This window comes from Paenibacillus sp. S25 (assembly GCF_019454085.1).
Classification (GTDB): domain Bacteria; phylum Bacillota; class Bacilli; order Paenibacillales; family Paenibacillaceae; genus Paenibacillus; species Paenibacillus polymyxa_B.
In genome coordinates, this window is sequence record NZ_CP073683.1 from 2,715,216 (window position 1) to 2,737,500 (window position 22,285).

Here is a 22,285-nt window from a genome sequence, read left to right on the forward strand (position 1 = left end):
TGTCTCTATGGTCATGTCAGCCATTTTGGTACTTCCGTTAACCTTGGGCTTATTTCAGGCAGGACCCGACCGTGCATCAGCCGCAACACCGGAATCGACACGCTTTCTACAATTGTATAAACAGCTGAAGGATCCGGCTAGCGGATACTTTTCAAAAGAAGGCATCCCTTATCATTCCGTTGAAACGCTTATGAGCGAGGCTCCGGATTACGGACACTTAACGACTTCAGAAGCGTACAGCTACTGGATGTGGCTGGAAGTACTGTATGGTCATTATACCGGGGATTGGGGGCATTTGGAATCCGCATGGGACAACATGGAGAAATATATCATTCCTGTTAATGAAGGCGACGGTAAGGAAGAGCAACCGACAATGAGTAACTATAACCCGAACAGCCCCGCCACTTATGCCGCAGAATATTCGCAGCCGGATCAGTACCCAAGCCGCCTAAGTGGTCAGTATGGTGCTGGCAAGGATCCACTGGACTCTGAGCTGAAGGCAACCTATGGCAACAACCAAACTTATCTGATGCACTGGTTGTTGGACGTGGATAATTGGTACGGTTTCGGAAATCTTCTGAATCCGTCGCATACAGCAGCCTATGTAAACACCTTCCAGCGCGGGGAACAGGAATCGGTCTGGGAGGCTGTACCACATCCATCGCAAGACAATCAAAAGTTTGGCAAGCCTAATGAAGGCTTTATGAGCTTGTTCACCAAGGAAAATAATGCCCCGGCTCAGCAATGGCGTTACACGAATGCCACCGATGCAGATGCACGGGCAGTTCAAGCGATGTACTGGGCTAAGGAATTGGGATATGACAACTCCGTATATTTGGATAAAGCCAAAAAGATGGGAGACTTTTTGCGTTACGGCATGTACGATAAATACTTCCAGAAAATCGGAAGCGCTTCCAATGGAAGTCCAATTGCTGGTACGGGCAAGGATGCCAGTCTTTATCTGATGGCATGGTATACATCCTGGGGCGGCGGACTTGGCCAAAGCGGCAACTGGGCTTGGCGTATTGGTGCCAGCCATGCACATCAGGGCTACCAAAATGTCGTCGCAGCATATGCGTTGTCCAATCAAGATGGTGGATTAATACCGAATTCACCAACGGCGGGACAGGATTGGGCGACCTCGCTGAAGCGCCAACTGGAGTTTTATACTTGGCTGCAATCCGATGAGGGGGCCATTGCAGGCGGAGCAACGAATAGCTGGGATGGTGCCTACAAGGCTTATCCATCTGGCACAAGTACCTTTTATGGCATGGCTTATACAGGGGCTCCTGTATATAACGATCCACCGTCGAACAACTGGTTCGGGATGCAGGCTTGGCCTGTCGAGCGAGTTGCCGAGCTGTACTACATTTTAGCCAAGAAAGGGGACACTTCGTCCGAGCAGTTTAAAATGGCTAAACAAGTGACGGAAAACTGGATAGCGTGGTCCAAGAGCTATGTATTTGCCAACGAACGGCCTGTGACTGATGCGCAGGGATACTATTTGGACGCTCAAGGTAAGCGTATTCTGGGTGGCAAGAATCCGAAAGTGGCTACTACAGCGGCTAAAGGTGAGTTCTGGCTGCCGAGCAATCTGGAATGGAGCGGAAAGCCTGAAACCTGGAGCGGATTTGCCAATCATAAAGGGAATACCAATCTCCATGTGGTAACAAAGAGTCCGGGGCAGGATGCCGGAGTGCTGGGCAGCTATGTTAAAGCACTTACTTTCTTTGCTGCTGGAACGAAAGCTGAAAAAGGAGACTATTCCGAATTAGGCAAGGAAGCTAAGGATCTGTCTAAAGCTTTGCTTGATGCTGCATGGGGTTATAACGATGGTATAGGCATTACAACGAAGGAAGCACGCGAGGATTATTATCGTTATTTTACCAAAGAAGTGTATATCCCAAGCGGCTGGAGTGGTAAGACTGGGCAAGGCAACACGATCCCTGGCACCGACGCTACACCGTCTGATCCGTCTAAAGGTGGTAATGGTACGTATTCCAGCTACAGCGATATCCGCCCTAATATCACCAAAGATCCGCAATGGTCCTATCTTAAGGATAAATACACGACTTCATGGAACAAGCAGACCAAAAAATGGGATAAAGGAGCTCCAGAATTTACGTATCACCGTTTCTGGTCCCAAGTTGATATGGCAACGGCTTATGCCGAGTATGACCGTCTCATTAACGGTAGTGGACCAACCGAGCCTACAGCTCCCAAAGCTCCGGCAAATGTGAAGGCAAACGCAGGGGATGCTCAGGTTACACTGACCTGGAGCAAAGCGACGGGTGCCGATAGCTATACAGTCAAGCGCTCGACAACCAGTGGTGGCCCTTATACCACAGTAGCAACGGTAACAGACAGCACTTACAAGGATACAGGAGTGGTGAATGAAACCACTTATTATTATGTGGCAAGTGCAACAAATTCTTTAGGAACCAGCCCGGATTCTGCCGAGGTCAGTGCCAAGCCTACGTCAGCACCCATTCCAGCAACGGGAGATGTGATTGCCCAATACCGCGTGGGCGACACCAACCCGGGAGATAATCAGATTCGGCCACTGTTCCGTATTGTAAACAAGGGTAAAGAGGCCGTTGATCTGAAAAATGTCAAGCTGCGATACTACTACACTGTAGATGGCGACAAGTCACAGGAATTCCATTGTGACTATGCACAGTTGGGCAGTAGTAACGTTCAGGGACGTCTTGTGAAACTGGATAAGGCCGTTACAGGCGCAGATTATTATCTGGAAATCTCCTTTGGAGCTGGTGCGGGAAGTCTGGCAGCAGGGGAAAACACAGGGGACATTCAGATTCGCATGAACAAGACGGACTGGAGCAACTATAACGAAAGTGATGATTTTTCCTACGATTCAACCAAGACATCTTATACGGATTGGGACAAAGCACCTTTGTATATAAATGACAAACGTGTCTGGGGTCTGGAGCCTTGATTGTAAACTAATTGTAGAGATTACGGGCGGAACGTGAGAATGTTGAATTCACTTCCGTCCGTTTTTTTGTGATCGGATTCGTGGTACACTATGATCGTTACATTATTACATACATGACCGAGGTGACCTGAGACATGAATGACAATTTGGCACAGGCTCTGAATGAGCAAATGAACTTTGAATTTTACTCCGCTCACGTATATCTGGCGATGGCTGCTTATTGCTCCAGTGAAAGTCTGGATGGGTTTGCAAACTTCTTCCTGGTACAAGCTGAGGAGGAAAGGTTTCATGCCATGAAACTGTATAAATACATTAATGACCGTAGAGGACGCGCCACATTGGCTGCATTGCCGGAGCCAAAAAACAGCTACGATTCCATGCTGGACGTATTTGAACATGGCTACAAGCATGAGCAGCAAAACACGCAAAAATTTTATCATCTGGCTGACTTGGCCCTCGATGGACGTGAGCATGCAACGATCCATTTCCTGAAATGGTTTATTGATGAGCAAGTCGAAGAGGAAGCTCTGTTCGACAGTGTTATCCAGAAGCTTAAGCGCATTGAAAGAGACAGCAATGCCTTTTATATGCTGGACAGCGAGTTTGCCAAACGCAGCTTTACTGCCCCTGCGGAGTAACACAGTATACATGTTGTGTTTGAATGCCGGAGATTTGGCCAGCATTTTATTCGTCTAGAAAGTAAAAAAGCCCGATTTTCGGGCTTTTTTGCGTTGAAATTAATTAACGAATTCCCATCTTTCTAGGGGCTATTGTTATTTTAAATGGAGTTATAGAAAAAATTAATTTGTCGCTGGATACTGAGCATGCTACAGTTATGTTAACTTTTATATCTGATTAAATAGATAGGATTAGTTATGTGGTGGTTCACTCGTTTTATAAAAACACTATAAGGAGGCGGGTTAGTATGAGTGAAATCTATCGTCTGGCACTTCAAGAGGACGCAGAAAGATTGCAGTATGTGACGTATGAGGCGTATGAAACAATTCGGCAGTTGGAGCTTCGATGGCCTGCCGCTCAGGCAGACGTGGCTCTCATTCAAGAAAACATTAAAAATAATGATTGCTATGTGCTGGAAGTAGACGGTGTCATTCAGGCTACCGTTAGCCATCTCAAAAATAGAGCCCTTAATTTTATAACCGATCTACCGTTTGTGATGTGGTTTGCTGTAGACCCGGCTGCCCAGGGCAAAGGATATGGGAAAAAACTGCTGAATTGGGTAGAGCAAACGATTATTCGTGACAAGGTCGGTGCTCCTGCTGTGACACTTGCGACTGCGGAAAAGCATCCCTATTTGCTATCCATGTATGAGCGTTGGGGATATGAACGTTTCCATGCTTTTGACCATGGAACAGGGGACGGGACGATGCATTTACTGCGTAAAGTGGTGAATCCTGAATTATTCTCCACCTACATTCGTGAAAAAAATGAAGCCGAGACAGCTAACCGAAATTAGACACGATCATAGGGAACGGAAGAAGCCTATTCGTTCGCAGAAGGGGGGCAGGAGCGAATGAAGTTTGTGTTGTTCAGCCTAATGGCTAATCTCCCTAATGCGATTACCGGAGAAGCCTGGAGTTCGCAGCAAAAATTCCAAAATGTAATTAAGCAGGCTGTGCTCGCAGAGGAGCTTGGTTTTGATGCGTATGGTGTGGGAGAGCGGCATGGTACGCCTTTTTTGTCGTCTTCACCTTCACTCGTTCTGACCGCTATAGCAGCGAGAACTGAACGGATTCGTCTGCTGACGATGGTAACGGTGCTTAGTATACTTGACCCGGTGCGCGTAGCTGAGGATTATGCGACACTGGATCATTTATCGGGTGGAAGATTAGAACTGATTATCGGAAAAGGCAATGATCCACGGCATTATCCGTTGTTTGGAATTACGGAGGAAGAGCAGTGGGAGTCGCTAGCAGAACGCTATCGTCTGCTCAAACGGCTATGGAGCGAGGAAAAGGTTACGTGGGAAGGCAACTATCGGCCCCCGCTGTATCAGGTCACGACACAGCCACGCCCGTATCAACAGCACATTCCAATATGGCATGGAAGTGCCTCCAGTACATTATCGACGGAGCTGGCTGCACAATATGGAGAGCCGTTATTTTCCTCAAATTCTTTCCATCCTCAGGCCAAGTATAAAGCCTTAATTGATCATTACCGTGAACGGCTGACTTATTACGGTCATGACCCGGCTCAGGCTGTAATTGGTGCCGGAGCCGGGAGCTTGTATCTGGCGGATACAGACGAGGAAGCGATCAAACGCTATCGCCCGTATTATGATGCTTACCACTCGACGGCGGCGGCTCAGCATAATCAATCCCCGTTTAGAAGTTTGGAGGACAATATCCGCAACGGTCCAGTTCTGATTGGTTCTGCGGACAGCGTACTCGAAAAAATACGAAACTATTATACTGCGTTCGGCCATCAAGTACTTAGCATAAGCGTGGATGGGCTGGGAGAGCAGGAGCAGCTTGAACAGCTGCATCGGTTTGCCGAGGATATCATTCCTGTGCTGCGGCGAGAGATTCCCAGCACTATTTGGCAGCAGGCACCGAACCTACACAAAGAAAATGGATCACTAGCTGCTATTCCTAATGGGGCTCCTTCCATTTCTCCTATTTTTCAGTTGTGATTGATGAATAATACTACCCTCTCTCATGAAAGCAACCGAAGTAGTGGTGTTTTCGGGTCCATTGCGACTGAGAGAGGGGCTTTTTAGTTTTAGACAAATTGACAGAGATAAATAAAAAGAGTAACGTAATTGTGTATTTATTAAAATCCTATAAAATTAATAGGATTAATTAAAATTTAAAGATGTGGAATCTGATGATATAAAGGAGGAATTTTTTTGAGCGACTCGCAATCTAGCACGACCAAGCGCTGTATAACAGCCGAGGATTTATATCGACTTCACTGGGTTAGCGATCCAGCTATTCATCCTATTAGTGGCGAAATCGCTTACGTAGAACAGTATATTAATAAAGAGCGGACAGATTATAACTCAGGAATTTGGCTATTATCGTCCGAAGTCGCTGTCCCGATACCCTTTACATACGGACCAAAAGATGAAACGCCTGTCTGGTCACCAGACGGATCACAACTAGCTTTTCTCCGTACAACAGGCGGCAAGCGCCAGGTATGGATTATTCCAGAATGCGGGGGGGAGGCACGACAGCTTACACACGTAGAGAATAACGTTCGTTCATTAGCCTGGTCTCCTGATGGGACCTGTATATCGTTTGCAGCTAAAACGGCCGAGAACCCGTCAAGCCCTACATCCAGTGGAGGAACTCAGGAAGCACAACTTAAGGGACGAGTTGTTAATCGAACGAAAGCTAAATCCGACGGATATGGACTGTGGGATGATACTCGTGATCACTTGTATGTAGCTGATGTGACTTCGGGGCACACAGTTCAACTGACTTCCGGCGCTTATGATGTGGCGGAGCCTGTGTGGTCACCGGATGGTCAACATATTTTATTCGTCGCCAGAATAGCAGAGCATTCGAAAGAGGATACGGATTTACGTAAGCAGAATGATTTGTTTACGATAGCTCCTGCAACTTCAAATGGTGATGCAGCAGCACCGCTTAAGCTGACCCATTCTGAACTGCACATCGAGAGTGCAGCTTATTCTCCCGACGGTTCAACGATTGCCTTTTACGGTCATGATCGACATGCCAAAGGCGCTACTCAGACCCGACTGTACACGGTTCCTTCCAGTGGGGGGACGGGATTATGCGTTAGTGAGACGCTTGACGCTCATCTCGGTAATGCAGGTATGAGCGACATGCGTTCACATCTTCATGTAGGACCACCACGCTTCAGTGCGGACGGTCAATCCCTGTATACGCTGGTTACCCTTGAAGGAAATGTACACGTATATCAGTTTGCACTTGATGGAACTTTTAAAATTTTAACGCAAGGAGAACGGGAAATTTACCAATTCGAGCTTACTTCGGATGAGCGGCACATCATTGCCGCTTCCACCGATGTTGCTTTACCAGGCGATTTGTTCCGGATTGCGATCCATTCAGGAACTGAGGAACGGCTGACACGAGTGAATGACTCTCTGCTTGATGAGATTGAGATCAGTGTGCCTGAGAGCTTCTGGACTGAAGTTGAGGATGGACGACGGGTGCAGGGATGGGTGATGAAGCCTGCTGGGTTTAAGGAGGGGGTATCCTATCCTGCTATTTTGGAGATTCACGGCGGTCCTCATGCCATGTATTCCAATTCTTTTTTTCATGAATTTCAGTTGCTGGCCGCTCAGGGGTATACAGTCATCTACACGAATCCGGGAGGAAGCCGAGGGTACGGACAGTCTTTTACCAATGTTGTCCTTGGAGATTACGGCGGACGCGATTACACTGATCTGCTGAGCGCAGTGGACGAGGCTATACGTCAGTTTCCATTCATTCATCCGGAAAGGCTAGGTGTAACAGGGGGCAGCTATGGTGGCTTTATGACAAACTGGATTGTCGGCCATACCGATCGTTTCCGAGCAGCTGTAACCCAGCGCTCCATTTCTAACTGGCTGTCAATGTATGGGGTGAGTGACATAGGGTACTCGTTTACTGAAGATGAAGTCGGCGGGAATCCGTGGGAGGATTGTGAGCTCTTGTGGAAGCAATCTCCGCTGGCTTATGTGCAGCAAATCAACACACCGCTGCTCATATTGCACGGGGAGCAGGATCTACGATGTCCTATAGAGCAGGGAGAGCAGCTGTTTACAGCATTACGTCGTTTGGGGAAACCTACGCAATTTGTCCGTTTTCCAGCTTCAAGTCACGAGCTTTCACGAAAAGGGCACCCGCAGCTTCGCGTGGAACGACTGCAACGTATTACCAATTGGTTTGCCCAACACGAATTATAAGTAAATCGATTTCTTGTATTAATGTAAAGATGTCAGGTCCTAATCATAGGACTTGGCATTTTTAGTATGCCTTGCTACAATTCTCTCAACCTCATACAAAAGGAGATATATAATGGCCGAGCCCTTAAAAAATATGTACACGGAGAATTTTCTTCAACAATTCGGTGAAAGAGTACAAACGGCGTATAGCTCGTTTGATACCCAGAGATTTATCCATCAAGTCATGGACGAATCGTGGAATGAGCTGGAGCTAAAAGCCCGGATACGGCGGATTTCACTAACATTGGGGACGTTCTTGCCAAGTCGTTATGAAGAAGCCCTGGCTGTCCTTTTTGCTATAGACGAGCATTGCAGTGGTTTTCCATACTTGTTTTTCCCCGATTTTGTGGAGGTGTATGGGCAGGGAGAAGAGCATTGGGACCTGTCCATGAAGGCACTGGAGCGATTCACCTCTAAGTCCTCTGCGGAGTTCGCCGTGAGACCCTTCCTCCTGCGTGAACCGGAACGGATGATGCGGCAGATGACGATCTGGGCGGGACACCAAAGTGAGCATGTTCGCCGTCTTGCCAGCGAAGGCTGTCGTCCACGGCTGCCCTGGGGACAGGCGTTGCCTGTGTTTAAACGCGATCCTGCTCCAGTATTGGCCGTATTGGAATTACTGAAGGCCGATCCATCACTATATGTACGCAAAAGTGTAGCCAACAACCTGAACGATATTGCCAAGGATCATCCTGATGTGGTCATTGCTACGGCTCAACGGTGGAAAGGAACACACCCTGACACCGACTGGATTGTGCGTCATGGCTGTCGGACCCTGATTCGCAAATCCATCCCCGAAGTGATGGCAATGTTCGGCTATGCGGATGAAACAGACGGGGCGCCGTTAGTCACGGGAGCCTCTTTCACCACAGACCCTGCCGTGCTAAAGCTCGGCGATAGCTGTGAGTTGAGCTACGCGCTTCAGCTTCGTGAAGGTGACCCAGTACGAGTCCGCATCGAGTACGGCATCGACTTTGTGAAGGCGAGAGGACAAGCCTCACGTAAACTGTTTTTGCTATCTGACAAAACGGTCCCTGGAGGAACCCATCTTACAAGTACACGGATACACCGTTTTGCAGATCTAACAACTCGTCGCCATTATGCGGGAGCGCACCGGATTGCACTGCTCGTAAACGGTCAGGAAGTGGCTTCTACAGTGGTAGAACTCCAGTTGTAGATCACGATAGCGGTGAAGAAAAAGAGCCTGAAATCAGGCTCTTTCTTTTTGTCGTACGCTTTACAAAATTTATTTTTTTCCAAAAAAATGATTCTGGTATTAGAACCTGGTACTAAGACGTGTTATACTACAGTAAGAAAGTGGATCTCATCTTATGTATAAAGGGGAAGGTATAATTTGACAGATCAACAACAATGGCTTGCGCCTGAATATTACAATATGACTTCGGAAATGGAACACCATGATGCTGGTAAAACCGCACTCAAGTGGCTGAGTGAGACAGGAGAATACGAAGAAATCACCTACGGAGAGCTGCTGAAAAAAGCTAACCGACTGGCTGGAGGACTCGCAAATCTGGGATTTAACAAAGGTGACAGAGTTCTGGTCGTAGTACCACGGCGTATTATTGCGTATGTAATTTATCTGGCCTGCTTGAAGCTGGGGCTCGCTGTCATTCCATCTTCAGAAATGCTACGTGCCAAGGATATTGCATATCGTCTTCGCCATTCAGAAGCGCGCGCAGTCATTGCCTGGACCGGAGTAACAAGCGAAGTGGACAAAATAAATGATGATTTGCCTGCTCTGGATTATCGCATCGTGGTCTCCGGGGACGACACGGCAGATGTATCTGGCTGGCTCTTGCTGAATGAGCTGATGGATGGACAGGAAGATACTTTTGAAGCTGTGAAGACGCACCGTGACGACATGGCTATACTGGCCTATACTTCGGGCACCACGGGAAATCCTAAAGGTGTTGTACATAGCCATGGCTGGGGATATGCTCATCTGCGGATAACATCACCATGGTTGGATATTCAAGCTTCAGATATAGTATGGGCTACTGCTGCGCCGGGATGGCAAAAGTGGATTTGGAGTCCGTTTTTATCCGTACTGGGAAATGGAGCGACCGGATTCGTATATAATGGTCCGTTTCGTCCAGGTCGGTATTTGCAGTTTATGCAGCAGTATGGAATCCAAGTGTTATGCTGTACGCCGACAGAATATCGGATTATGGCGAAAACGGATGGTTTGGATCAATATGATCTATCCCAATTGCGCAGCGCAGTTTCTGCGGGAGAGCCTCTCAATCAGGAGGTCATTAACAAGTTTCAGGAGCAGTTCAACATTACGATTCGTGACGGCTATGGTCAAACGGAGAGCACATTAATTATTGGTAATTTAAAGGATGCACCTCTGCGTACAGGCTCGATGGGCAAATCCATTGCACCGGGACTCGTTGAGGTCGTAGACGAGGATGGCATTCCGCTGGCTCCGGGGCAAGTGGGCGATATTGCAGTGCGTGCCGATCTGCCGGCATTATTTCATACGTATTACCATGATCCAGAACGCAAATTAGCTAGTGTCCACGGAGATTATTTTGTTACGGGAGACCGGGCTCGCAAAGACGAGGATGGATATTTCTGGTTCGAAGGACGTGGTGATGATATCATCATCAGTTCTGGCTATACTATTGGTCCTTTTGAAGTAGAGGAAGCGCTTATGAAGCATGACTCCGTGCAGGAATGTGCTGCAGTAGCCAGCCCTGACGAAATCCGTGGACATGTTGTAAAAGCCTTCATCGTACTCAAAGCTGGGGTAGAAGGATCACCAGCGTTAGTGAAGGAACTGCAACATCATGTGAAAACATGGACGGCACCTTATAAATATCCACGAAAAATAGAGTTTATTCAAGAGCTTCCTAAAACCAGCTCGGGTAAAATACGAAGAGTGGAGCTACGTGAACTGGAGAAGCAGTCCGTACTGTAGTGATGAAATCATTCAATATAATCCAAACGGAACAGGAGCGTGGAAAAATGAGTACATTCGAATCATTGTTGGAGCAATACGCAGAACTGGTCGTAAGAGTAGGGGTTAACATTCAGCCTGGACAGGTGTTTTTGGTAACTGCACCACTGGAAACTGTCGAGTTTACACGCCTGATTGTCAGCAAAGCCTATGAAGCAGGCGCTAAATATGTACAGGTAGAGTTTGAGGATGATTCCATTACACGTAGTCGTTTTGAACATGGTGACGAAGCCAGCTTTGATTACTACCCTGCTTGGAAGGCAGAAATGATGGAGAAATTTGCCGAAGAGGGTGGAGCTACACTAATGATTAAAGTGCCGAACCCGGATTTATATCAAGGCATTGATCCGCAACACGTTTCTCGTGCGACCAAGGCGGCGGCTACGGCGAGAGAAGGCTATGCTCACTATACCCGGAATGCTAAGATTAGCTGGTGCCTGATTAAAGCACCCACGAAGGCATGGGCCGATAAAGTATTTGCCGATGTGGCAGAAGAGGACCGGATTCGTGTCATGTGGGATACGATTTTCGAAATGAACCGTGTAGATGGCTCCGATCCAGTTCAAAACTGGCAGGGGCATTTAAACAATCTCGAACAGCTACAAAACAAGCTGAATCACAAAAACTATAAAAGTCTCCACTATCGTGCACCAGGAACGGATTTGAAAATTGAATTGGCCGAAAGACACATTTGGCGCGGCGGCGGCGGTGAAAACGCACAAGGAATTTATACCGTGGCGAATATGCCGACAGAAGAAGTGTTCACGATGCCTAAGCGTACAGGTGTAAATGGTCATGTCACAAGTACCATGCCACTCAATTTAAATGGACAACTGGTGGATCGCATAACGTTTACCTTTAAGGACGGTAAAGTCACTGAATATACAGCAGAATCCGGCGAGCAGCATTTGACTCATTTGCTCGCTACGGATGAAGGGGCCAGCTATTTGGGAGAAGTTGCACTGGTGCCGCACGATTCACCGATTTCCAATCTCAATCGCATTTTTTACAATACAGGTATCGACGAAAATGCCTCCTGCCACTTGGCTCTAGGCAGTGCGTATCCATTTAATATGGAAAATGGCACACAAATGAACCGGGAGGAGCTGCTCCAGAACGGTGCCAATGTCAGCCTGACTCATGTGGACTTCATGATCGGCTCAGCTGAGCTGGATATTGACGGCGAACTGCAAGACGGAAGCAAAGAAGCCGTGTTCCGCAAAGGAAATTGGGCTATTTAGGTCTTTTCTCAATCTCCATTCAATCGACCCGCAAACGATCTTATTCGTTTTGCGGGTTTTTCTATACCTAAATCTCAAATCGCTCCTTGTTTTGTGAAATATAAAGTGCTAAACTAAGTTCAAACAATAATTTAAACAATGTTTTAATTATTGTTTGAAAAGTTGCTTATATAAAGTTGTCCATTTCATTCATCCGTTATGATTGGACGAAACAGGAGGAGGAAGAACATGAATCACCCAGACAAAAAACAACAAACCAAAGAAAAAATCTTAGACGCTACGCTGGAATTTATTCAAAAGGAAGGTTTTGAGGCGGTTACAATCAGAAAAATTGCCGACCTGTCTGCTACTAATATTTCTTTAGTTAATTATTATTTTGGCTCCAAGGAAAATCTGCTCAGTGAAGCTATTGAAGTGATCTTAAATGGCTTTCAGCACACCTTTTCTATTTTGGACAATACAGCGATGCCCCCCCAAGATAGACTGAAACAATTTTTACTTAACTATCTACAGGTCATTCGTCAATATCCAGAGCTTCTTTCGCGAATCATTGCCATGGGCAGCACGCCCTTTACATCTCAACAGGAATACGGAAGGTTTTTAAACATCATGGGATTTCCAAAGGTTCAGAGCACGATTAAGGAGCTGACAGGTGAGCAACAGCCGGAGCGCTTGTTAGCGATGATGCTGCAAATATTTGGAGCTATTTTTCTGCCTGCACTGATGAGTCCGATTCTTGAATCAGGGGCAGTTGTGGAAATACCTTCAATAGAGGAACAATTAAATCTGCTGTTCGAAAGATATTTTGATCAAAAATAAATCATAGGGGTGACTAATATGGATTTTTTAAGAAAATATTGGCAAGATGCAGGGGCTATAATCGGTGTGGTTGTATGTATTGTTTTACTTATGAATCCAGCTATCCTTTTGGATATAACAGGCATGTTATGGTTAAGTTTTGTAGCTATATTGTTTCATCAATTTGAGGAGTACCGCTGGCCTGGATATTTTGCTGGTTTATTTAACAACGTTATGTTTAAAAGTGACACACCGGATCATTACCCCTTAAACACTCAATCAGCGATGATTATCAATGTGGCAATTGCCTATGTGTTTTATCTGCTCCCCGTATGGTTCCCGCAAGTAGTCTGGCTTGGACTCGCACCAGTTTTTATGGGATTCTTTCAGGTCGTCTGGCACGGCATCGTTGTCAATATTAAAGCAAAAACCTTATATAATCCTGGTTTGATTACGGCACTTTTCCTGCATGTTCCAGTTGGAATCTGGTATATTCATGAAATAGTAAAACAAGACATCCCAACCGCAATAGACTGGATTGCAGGTACGATCTACTTTGTTTTTGCTGTATACATCTTCATCATTAAAGGGAATATATGGTTGAAGAAGAGTGACTCTCCTTATTCCTTTTCTAAACAACAGCTGGGAGCTTACGGTCGTAAATAGGGTATGTTAGAAAATCATCAATGTCCTTGTTTACAAGTTGGAAACAAGTAGAGGTATTCCGGAAACGAGGTTCGGTTACACTTGGTTTGTACCCAAGAACAAGGAAAGAGTGATCTTATAATGAAGTATACACATCAATCTCATGATCGTAAAAAGTTGGCTTGCAAGCTAATCACCACTAGTGCTTTCTTGGCTATAGGTTTTGCTGTGATGACAGGATGCAGCAATAGCGGGGAAGCAAAATCAACTGCTCCTACTAAAGCAGAAACAGTCGCAACGCCTGCTAGTTCTACAAATCAAAACACGGATCTCAATACTAATGGGCAAGGCACCAGTAGTACAGCTTCATCTCACAGTAAACACAGCTCCGCAGCCGCTATATTCAGCGCAGCCAAGCAGGGAACCTTACCGAATTTGCCTAAAGGTCTTGGCTTGGGAACTAGCAGCGATCTGTTATTTGAGCTGTGGGGGAAATCCGAGTCAGGTTCTACAGGTCCTATGAGAAGCTACGCTAAGTATCATACAGACATCATGCTGGATGGAAGCGATAAAGTTACAGAAATTACATCTTCCGATCCAGACTATAAGAAGTTGCTTATCAAACAAGTTGTTGACGAATTGGGTCAACCTACGGAAACCGTTGACACCTCTAGAGACATACCTGACACAGCAGAAGCTAATTATACGATCAATAACACATCAGGACTTAGTTATTATTTAGTATTTTCCTATCAAACCAAAACGCAAAAGGTCAATTATATTCGGTTATATTTTAACTCTAAGACGCCATAATTGGATGTATATAACAGAGTCGTTTCCGTCAGAATTGCGGAGGCGACTTTGTTCAAACTCATTGCATTTTTAGGTTATGTCGTTTATACTGATTTGTAATTGATTAATCACTAATCAGAAAACTGTGCTAAATAAAAGGATGAAAAAAACATGGCTAAAGCTACGTCAACATCTATAAATCGCCAAAAGGAAATCATATCTGCTGCCATTGAAGTGTTTGCAGAGATGGGCTACTACCGAGCTACAACAGCCAAAGTTGCGGAACGGGCCAATATTTCTCAGCCCTATGTCTTTCGTTTTTTCGCTACCAAGGAAGCGTTGCTTGTTGAAGCCCTGAAGGTTTCATTTGCACGTATCATAGACTCTTTTCACAGAGTTATTCATTCGGCCTCATCTGAACAGCTCGAGCAAGAGCTAATTGCAGCCTATTCGCAAATTATGATGGAATACCGCAATGAAACACTTTTGCAAATGCAGGCGCAGACGATCCGCGAGGATGAGGTTGTAAGCGTGATGCAGCAAGGATTCCGTGAAATTCATACGACGGTTTATGATGCTTTCCGATGGGCAGGCATTGAACAAGCAATGGAAAGAACGATGCTTTTTCTCGCCAGAGGTATGCTGTGTAATATTTCGATGTCGCTGGATCTGCCAGAACTGATGAAAAAAGACGATTAATTTTGGTTTATGCATTAGAGTCGCGTTTTTGCGCGGCTTTTTTTGCTTTTAATTTTATTTTGTTCAAGACATGGTTTCGTTTGCTTCTGAGAAAAAACGGCCAAATAAGTTGACAAAAGAAGCGAGTCTCGTTATTCTAATACCCATAGGGGTATATGTATAAAGAAATTTAACTAAGGTAAGCCCCCTCAAAAAACAGGTGGAGGTTATAGAATGTCATCAACTAACAATATCCAAGCAGATCATATTCTTGATTGCAAAGGGCTAGCTTGTCCTATGCCTATAGTAAAGACAAAAAAGGCTATGAATGAGCTCGTTCCCGGAAAGATTATGGAGGTTCAGGCGACTGACAAAGGTTCATTAGCCGATTTTCAGAGCTGGGCCAAAAACACCGGACATCAATATTTGGGCACTCTCCAAGAAGGAGATGTAATGCGACATTATTTACGCAAAGCAAATCCGGCTGAAGTGAAGAAGGAGCAAATAATTTCTTCTACGATAAGCCATGAAGAGCTACAAGCAAAATGTTCTGGAAAAGAGAACTTCATTTTGCTTGATGTTCGTGAACCCGCTGAATTTGCGCTTAAACATATCCCTGGATCTAAGCACATCCCTCTTGGCGAATTGGAGAACAGACTTTCTGAGCTGAACTTGGAAGAAGAGATCGCAGTGATTTGCCAAGCTGGAGCACGCAGTGAAATGGCTTGTCAGTTATTAGTTTCCAAAGGCGCTAAAAAAGTCAAATCTGTGCTTTCAGGCATATCCGAATGGGCTGGAGAGACTAAGGGAAGCGAATCCATATGAGTACGACAGCAGGAATTTATACAAATAATCAAGAACATGCTCAGTCCAAAACAACGATTGTATTATTCAGCGGGGAGCTGGATAAGGCGATTGCTGCATTCATTATTGCAAATGGAGCGGCAGCATATGATCATGAAGTAACTATTTTCTTTACTTTTTGGGGGCTAAATACGTTACGCAAGGATGAAATCGTGAGCACCAATAAGGGAATGCTCGAAAAAGCCTTTGGCTGGATCATGCCTCGTGGACCCAAAAAGCTTGCACTATCCAAAATGAATTTTGCCGGACTCGGTCCACAGATGATCAAGCATGTCATGAAAAAGCACAATGCGCTTTCCTTGCCGCAGCTTATAGAGTTGGCACGAGAGCAGGGGATCAAGCTCGTCGCCTGTACCATGACCATGGATTTGTTAGGACTGCAGCAAGAAGAGCTAATCGACGGTTTAGAATATGCTGGAGTAGCCGCCTACTTGGGGGATGCTTCGCAGGGGAAGGTGAATCTATTTATTTAGGGTATCCTATTTATTTTTTTGGTTTATAATATACCTATACGTGTATATGGTAAGTCAAAAAAGGAGTGCATTGCTTATGGATTACAATTACAGTGATGAACTGAAAACGCGCCTGAGGAGGATTGAGGGACAGGTGCGTGGGGTACTTCGTTTAATGGATGAAGGAAAATCGTGCAAAGACGTCGTTAGCCAGTTATCTGCCGTACGTAACGCATCAGATAAAGCGATTGCCCAAATTGTAGCAGAGAATCTACAACGATGTATATTGGAAGAGCAAGAGGCTGGAGGAGACACGGATAAGCTGGTTAAAGAAGCGATTCAGCTTCTTGTGAAAAGTAGATAGTCATGTCTCCAGAGTTCAAGCTAGCGGGCAATGATGTCATATGTACAATATATATAATAGCCGTAATTAAAGAGCTCGCTGCCTCTAGTTGGTAGCGGGCTTTTTTATTGGACAATTTTAGGAATAACCCTTTGTTTATGCTGAGGTAGACAGGTGTAAATAACACATAAGGAAAACAACTTCTTCCGGGAGGCCTATTTATGGAGGTATTTGTTACGATTGGTGTCAAATTGATCATCAGCTTTTTTGGCTTGTGGATCATTACTTTTATTACAGGTCGGAAAACACTCAGTCAGTTAACACCACTCGATTTTCTTACATCATTGGTGTTAAGCGAAATTGTGGGAAATACGTTATATGACGATAAGGTGACCATTGGGCAGCTTTTGTTTGCTTTGGCGCTATGGTGCGCGCTGGCCTACTTTTTTGAAAAGGCGACGACCCGTTTTGTGAAATTTGGATATATGGCAGAAGGCCGAACAGTGCTACTCGTGGATAAGGGTCAGGTCAATCAAGAGATGCTTGAAAAATATGATATAGAATTTACCCAGCTGCTCTCCATGCTACGCCAGCAAAATATTTTTTCTCTTCGTGAGGTCTGGTACGCCACGTTAGAAACGAATGGTTCATTGTCAGTCATGCGCAAACCCGAATACGAACCACCCGCCGCTCAGGATATGGGAATAGATGCACAGCCTGATCTTTTTTCTGTTACAGTCATTGATAAAGGAAAGCTTCTGAACGAATCTATGCGTGGGAAGTCAATCGATATTGAAGAGATTAAAGTAAAGGTGCGAGAGCAGGGATATAATAGTATCGACGAAATCGCCTACGCAGAGTTTAGCGAGGATGGAACACTTCACATCGTGCCGATGAAAGAGAAAAAGCAACAATAAAAAAGGTAGAATATTTGAATGATAGGCTTACTACAAATCTACGCTTCTTACCGTGTATGGTGTAGATGCTGAGAAGAGGCAGAACTTTGGGGTATTGAACTATCATTTTCTCATGAAGAGGACTGTTTATTTGTCTTTTTTCTTCTTTTAATAAAAATAACTGTAAACAGTAACAGAGGGAGTACAATCTGAAAAATAGGGAACCAAGTATTAATTACAAATTTTCGACCGATTACCATGTGATGGGTATAGGTAGGAGACACAAAAGAAAGCCCGTAAATAAGTGATGCAAGGGGAAGAATCCATTTTTTAAATCCGACTCCGGTTATTTTTTCAAGTCCTATCACGGCGCCATTAAAAAATAAAGACATTTTGATGATCAAGCCAAGAAAGAGAAGCAAAGTGAAAAGGGCATCCATTCGTTCGAACACATCCGCCAATTCAATCAACTGAACGGATTCCAAAAGAGGAAGTGTGCTTTCTGCGGCGATCTTAGGGCCGAGAACAAAAATATCCAATTGATTAATAAATGTCAGAGCTAGTGCGGTAACTATATAGGCAAAGAAAACGGGTTTTGTGAGATTCCGGCCTTTATGTGCAAGCGGATAAAATACAAGAAATAATACGGTCTGTCCGAATGGAAAGGAGATAAGCTCAGGAATAGCGGCTTTAAAAATGGGTTTCCATCCTTCCTCTAGAACAGGAAGGGAATTTTCCAAGTGAAAGAGACCGGTTGCCGGAATTAATATACTAATTATAGCGTATCCAAGTATAAAAAAAGGGAAAAGGAATAAGCAAAATAAAAACAATGTTTTGTAGCCGTAACGAACTGTATTGGATACAATCATGATTGTGATCAAGATGATGATCCACAAGGGGGTTTGGCGTAGCAAAGTCATTACTGTCACCTCGCCTAAATCGCGTAAGTTCCGAGAAGCTTCATACATAAAATACATCACAAAAAGTAGGTTGATGATTGTACCCATATATTTTCCTATGTAACGGCGACACAACATGAACAAATCTAATTCGGGGTCCTGATGGTGGATAGCAAGATGGAGCTTTAGCAGAAGTAGTCCTGCTAAAGCGCCGATCAACATGACTAACCAAGCATCTTGCTTTGCTTCAGCCCCCATTAAAAACAACGTTGTACTTCCAACTTCAAATAAAGACATACAAATGATCAACTCGGATATTCGTATTGTATTTTGACGCATTGCTTCAATTCACCTCTCCCTATTTGTATCATTTCAACAGTTCGTTAGAAGATTTTTCAAATAATCCTGGGCGTGCAAGCATCATTTTTACATTTATTTGTATATCCATGTTTGCTAACTCCCTAGGCCAGGTCTCCTTTATTTTTTTCCAGTCTTTTGGGTACTTGCGATGAATTTTATTTCCAATACCAATGAGGTCGATATTCTTTTGCTTTAAGGCTCTCCATCCTTCATTGATTTGCAACTTGATCGTTTCTGCTGCTTGCTCCTGCAATTGATCTATACTTTGCATATTTTTCATTTCTCTTTGCGAAGAGGCTGACAAAAGATCCCCGGTAGCTTTAACGTCTACTTTTAGGGAATAATGATTTAAATCCTTTATCGGCGTAATCTTAACTTTGGCTTTCCGGATGAGGAACGCGGCCGTAGCATTCCCATCGACATAGCTTATAGTGGTATTTTTAATCTGGTTGTTTAACCATGAAACCCCTATACTTTCCTTTTCATTTAGGAAGCCGACTCTCTTGTCTTTCTGGAAAATGCTTAGGCCTGATAACTTAAGTTTACCTTTGGCGGATGTCTCCTTGAAAACATCAACAGAATCTAGTTTCTCCGGTTCGGAACCCTCAAGAGATATTTCTGGAACTCCTGCTGCACCACTATCGGAACTAATTTTCGAAATAAACTCAAACATAGATACTGCAGGATAAATTGATCCCAATTTGCTGTTTTTCTCTATAATATTTTCTAAAGCTTGACCGGGAATCTTCTCTGGTGGTACAAGCTTTTTTAAAAAATCACGAGCCTCTCCGTTGGCAATGAATATTTTTACAGTTTCTCGTGAATCAAGGTTACGGAGGTAAATATCAATAATCTCTTCAAGCCCTTGTTCTGCTGCTTTTTTTCCAATAACGATTATATTATTTTGGGCAAAATACAGTTTGCGTGGGTATTCCAGGCTGCTCTTCGTAACGGTCTCTCTCAATGTTTTTCCATGTGTAGTGAAGGTATGTACAGCACTTTGCGATGCCCCCGTGGAAGAACCACCTGAGCCAGTCGTCATGGCTGATGGAATGATGATTTGATAAGTATTGATCCAGTCGCCCTTATGTCCATCAATTCCAGTTGCTGTTGTGATGCCTAATTCGTTCAATTCTGTACGATCTACGCACCCTGTAAGTAATAACCCTGCAATAAACAGAACATAACTAACTCTTAATTGCCGCACCATTGATCTCTCCTATTTTTGGGTATCAGACTTGTCATTATTTTTGATTTCATCTGAACTGGCAGGGTATTGATGGGTTGCCTGTCTGGTCTTGTTGGAACCTGATTTTTCACTAGGTCTGGTTTTCATAGCCCACCATGGAACTCTAATGACTAGATCCTTCATATTAGATTTATAGAAGGGGCTGTAGGGCATGAAATAATGAACTCCGAATGATTTGAGTGATACAAGATGAACTATAAGGGGGATAAGCCCAATCAGAATACCGAATAAGCCTAGAGCCGCCGCCAGTAACATAAGAGCAAAACGTAGCAACCTGACTGCTGAGGCCATACTGAAATACGGGATAACAAAGTTCGATATAGCTGTGAAGGCAACAACGATAACCATTGCACCTGAGACCAGTCCGGCTTGCACCGCTGCTTGTCCAATAACCAGAGCTCCTACGATTGAAACGGCTGGTCCGATGACCCTGGGCATTCGTACACCAGCTTCACGAATCACTTCAAACATCAATTCCATCATTAATGCCTCCAATAATGCAGGAAAAGGAGTTCCTTCCCGTTGAGCCATCAGCGTAATTAACAGCGTGGTGGGGATCATTTCCTGTTGAAAAGTCGTCAGGGCTATAAATAGAGAAGGAAGCAACAATGAGACTAGAAAAGACACCATACGAAGAGCCCTTAAAAAAGTTGAAATATCATATCTCTGGTAGTAATCTTCAGCCGTCTGAAAGAAATTAAAGAAGGTTACAGGTGCAATCAGCGCGAATGGCGTCCCATCAACCAGAATTGCTATTTGGCCATCTAAAAGGCTTCCGGCGACTGTATCCGGACGCTCCGAGTTAAGCATTGTGGGAAAGGGAGTAATCGGTTCATCCTGAATGAATTCTTCTATGTATCCACTTTCAAGTATGCTGTCCGTATCAATGGATTGAAGCCGTTTAGTAATTTCCCGTACTATTTCTGGATTAGCGACACCTTCAATGTAAGCTAATATGACTTTAGTTTGTGTATATCGCCCAATAATGTGACTTTCAAATTTAAGGTCAGGTGTCCGCAATTTTCTTCTAATCAGTGTGATGTTGGTTGAGACATCCTCCGTAAATCCTTCTTTAGGACCCCGAACTACGGTCTGAGTACTGGGTTCCTGAATAGCTCGTCTTACTCCGCCGGCGATGGAAACTGCCAGGGCATATGTACTTCCATCGATAGCAATGACAGCATTACCGGAGAGGATGGATAAATAAATTTCATTTTGCGAGTGTATCATTTGAATATTTCCTGACGGGATTGTTCTCTTTAATAAAGAGGCCGCGCTATTTTCCCCAAACCTAAAAGATGTTGTAGAGACAGTCTCTGCAATTAAACCTTCCATTACATCGGAAAGTAAGTTTTGGTCAATCAGTCCCTCGATATAACAGACTGCGAGATGGCCGATAGGGGCAGGATTTTCGGGAAAATCACGAATGATAAAATCAGAGTTTTGTCCGAGTTTTAATTTAAGTAATGATAGAGTATGTGCTAATGATGGATTTATGGGTTCTGAAGAGGCCTGCTGTTTAGATTTTTCGATATCCTGTGTGTACCTTTTTCCAGGCTTCAGAACATTTCTAATCCAACGTGTTAACACAAGTGAACCCCCTCTTTTTTGATAAAGCATATCTTTGCCCTGCAACCCAAAAATATACGCTATTTTTATAAATTGGATACTTAATGAAAGGCATTTGGAAGCCTCATAATTCTCGAATTTCGCAAATCAACCAGCACAGGGTGCAGAGGAGTTCAGCTTATAGAATATTTGGGCCCCGGATTGAGGAGACTACCTCTTATGGGTTTGAAATTTTTTCAGAAAGTGGTGATCAGTTTGAGTTTCTCGGATGATCAGCTTATCTGTCTCCGGTTTGAGGACGAAATAGGGTATTTTGCTAAGGCTGCTGCTCCTCCAATTTATGAGACTGCTCCATTTTTCTTTGATACTTACGAAGATTATGCTGAAGCGGCTAATAATGAAAAGGAGCATTATGTCTATTCGAGGGGAACCAATCCTACCGTTCAGATTGCAGAGCAAATGATTGCTGCGCTGGAAGGTGGGGCGGATTGCAAGTGCTTTGCTTCCGGAATGGCTGCTATCAGTGCCGCTCTAATGTGTAGCTTATCCGCAGGGGACCATCTGATTCTGGTCGGACACATATATGAGACCTCCGTCAGCCTAGCCCAATATTTAAAGAGGTTCCGA

20 protein-coding genes (1 of these 20 running past the window's edge) are annotated in these 22,285 nt (G+C 44.5%); 17 read left to right on the plus strand and 3 right to left on the minus strand.

Annotated elements, in window-relative coordinates; all coding sequences use genetic code 11:
• Nucleotides 1-7: 7 nt before the first annotated feature.
• The 16 genes from KAI37_RS11980 (at nt 8) to KAI37_RS12055 (ending at nt 17,602) form a co-directional block, all read left to right on the plus strand.
• Nucleotides 8-2,956, plus strand: coding sequence for a glycoside hydrolase family 48 protein (locus KAI37_RS11980; RefSeq protein ID WP_220031470.1), 2,949 nt, complete (start codon nt 8-10; stop codon nt 2,954-2,956).
• 134 nt (nt 2,957-3,090) lie between these two features.
• Nucleotides 3,091-3,594 (plus strand): ferritin, encoded by a 504-nt coding sequence (locus tag KAI37_RS11985; RefSeq protein ID WP_013310291.1) that lies wholly within the window; start codon nt 3,091-3,093, stop codon nt 3,592-3,594.
• Nucleotides 3,595-3,881: 287 nt separating this feature from the next.
• The gene (locus tag KAI37_RS11990) at nt 3,882-4,430 is read left to right on the plus strand and encodes a GNAT family N-acetyltransferase (protein WP_220031344.1); all 549 of its coding nucleotides are present in this window, start codon (nt 3,882-3,884) and stop codon (nt 4,428-4,430) included.
• Nucleotides 4,431-4,487: 57 nt separating this feature from the next.
• On the plus strand, nt 4,488-5,606 hold the full coding sequence (locus tag KAI37_RS11995) for an LLM class flavin-dependent oxidoreductase (protein WP_220031345.1): 1,119 nt from the start codon (nt 4,488-4,490) through the stop codon (nt 5,604-5,606).
• A gap of 216 nt (nt 5,607-5,822) precedes the next feature.
• A complete protein-coding gene (locus KAI37_RS12000) occupies nt 5,823-7,850 on the plus strand; it encodes a S9 family peptidase (RefSeq protein WP_220031346.1) in 2,028 nt (675 codons plus the stop codon).
• 112 nt (nt 7,851-7,962) lie between these two features.
• A complete protein-coding gene (locus tag KAI37_RS12005; protein ID WP_220031347.1) occupies nt 7,963-9,066 on the plus strand; it encodes a DNA alkylation repair protein in 1,104 nt (367 codons plus the stop codon).
• A 177-nt stretch (nt 9,067-9,243) separates the two neighbouring features.
• Nucleotides 9,244-10,833, plus strand: coding sequence for an acetate--CoA ligase (locus KAI37_RS12010; RefSeq protein WP_220031348.1), 1,590 nt, complete (start codon nt 9,244-9,246; stop codon nt 10,831-10,833).
• Between the two features lie 47 nt (nt 10,834-10,880).
• Nucleotides 10,881-12,113: an aminopeptidase gene (locus KAI37_RS12015; RefSeq protein WP_220031349.1), complete on the plus strand. Its 1,233-nt coding sequence runs from the start codon at nt 10,881-10,883 to the stop codon at nt 12,111-12,113.
• Nucleotides 12,114-12,341: 228 nt separating this feature from the next.
• Nucleotides 12,342-12,932, plus strand: coding sequence for a TetR/AcrR family transcriptional regulator (locus tag KAI37_RS12020; protein ID WP_023988547.1), 591 nt, complete (start codon nt 12,342-12,344; stop codon nt 12,930-12,932).
• 18 nt (nt 12,933-12,950) lie between these two features.
• Nucleotides 12,951-13,577, plus strand: a complete 627-nt coding sequence (locus KAI37_RS12025; RefSeq protein ID WP_076294802.1) for an HXXEE domain-containing protein — start codon at nt 12,951-12,953, stop codon at nt 13,575-13,577.
• Nucleotides 13,578-13,697: 120 nt separating this feature from the next.
• On the plus strand, nt 13,698-14,369 hold the full coding sequence (locus tag KAI37_RS12030) for a DUF4309 domain-containing protein (RefSeq protein WP_076294801.1): 672 nt from the start codon (nt 13,698-13,700) through the stop codon (nt 14,367-14,369).
• A 150-nt stretch (nt 14,370-14,519) separates the two neighbouring features.
• Nucleotides 14,520-15,047, plus strand: a complete 528-nt coding sequence (locus tag KAI37_RS12035; RefSeq protein ID WP_076294800.1) for a TetR/AcrR family transcriptional regulator — start codon at nt 14,520-14,522, stop codon at nt 15,045-15,047.
• 213 nt (nt 15,048-15,260) lie between these two features.
• The gene (locus KAI37_RS12040) at nt 15,261-15,851 is read left to right on the plus strand and encodes a sulfurtransferase TusA family protein (RefSeq protein ID WP_076294799.1); all 591 of its coding nucleotides are present in this window, start codon (nt 15,261-15,263) and stop codon (nt 15,849-15,851) included.
• Nucleotides 15,848-16,363, plus strand: coding sequence for a DsrE/DsrF/DrsH-like family protein (locus tag KAI37_RS12045; RefSeq protein ID WP_023988552.1), 516 nt, complete (start codon nt 15,848-15,850; stop codon nt 16,361-16,363). Before KAI37_RS12040 ends, KAI37_RS12045 begins: the two co-directional genes overlap by 4 nt.
• Nucleotides 16,364-16,439: 76 nt before the next feature.
• A complete protein-coding gene (locus KAI37_RS12050) occupies nt 16,440-16,706 on the plus strand; it encodes a metal-sensitive transcriptional regulator (RefSeq protein ID WP_013310304.1) in 267 nt (88 codons plus the stop codon).
• A 200-nt stretch (nt 16,707-16,906) separates the two neighbouring features.
• A complete protein-coding gene (locus KAI37_RS12055; RefSeq protein WP_076294798.1) occupies nt 16,907-17,602 on the plus strand; it encodes a YetF domain-containing protein in 696 nt (231 codons plus the stop codon).
• A gap of 110 nt (nt 17,603-17,712) precedes the next feature.
• Here the strand turns inward: KAI37_RS12055 and KAI37_RS12060 are convergent, their stop codons facing one another.
• The 3 genes from KAI37_RS12060 to KAI37_RS12070 are packed head-to-tail and all read right to left on the minus strand — an operon-like array spanning nt 17,713 to nt 21,679.
• Entirely contained in the window at nt 17,713-18,819 is a 1,107-nt protein-coding gene (locus tag KAI37_RS12060; protein WP_220031350.1) for a GerAB/ArcD/ProY family transporter, read from the minus strand.
• A 28-nt stretch (nt 18,820-18,847) separates the two neighbouring features.
• The gene (locus KAI37_RS12065; RefSeq protein ID WP_076294796.1) at nt 18,848-20,050 is read right to left on the minus strand and encodes a Ger(x)C family spore germination protein; all 1,203 of its coding nucleotides are present in this window, start codon (nt 20,048-20,050) and stop codon (nt 18,848-18,850) included.
• 9 nt (nt 20,051-20,059) lie between these two features.
• Nucleotides 20,060-21,679 carry a spore germination protein gene (locus tag KAI37_RS12070; RefSeq protein ID WP_076294795.1) on the minus strand — a complete coding sequence of 540 codons (1,620 nt, stop codon included), beginning with the start codon at nt 21,677-21,679 and terminating at the stop codon, nt 20,060-20,062.
• Between the two features lie 234 nt (nt 21,680-21,913).
• Here KAI37_RS12070 and KAI37_RS12075 point away from each other — a divergent pair, with 234 nt between their 5' ends.
• Nucleotides 21,914-22,285, plus strand: partial view of a trans-sulfuration enzyme family protein gene (locus KAI37_RS12075; RefSeq protein WP_076294806.1) — the 5' end (the start) only. It continues 789 nt past the right edge of the window; 372 of the gene's 1,161 nt are visible here — the first part of the coding sequence; its start codon is at nt 21,914-21,916; its stop codon lies off the right edge, out of view.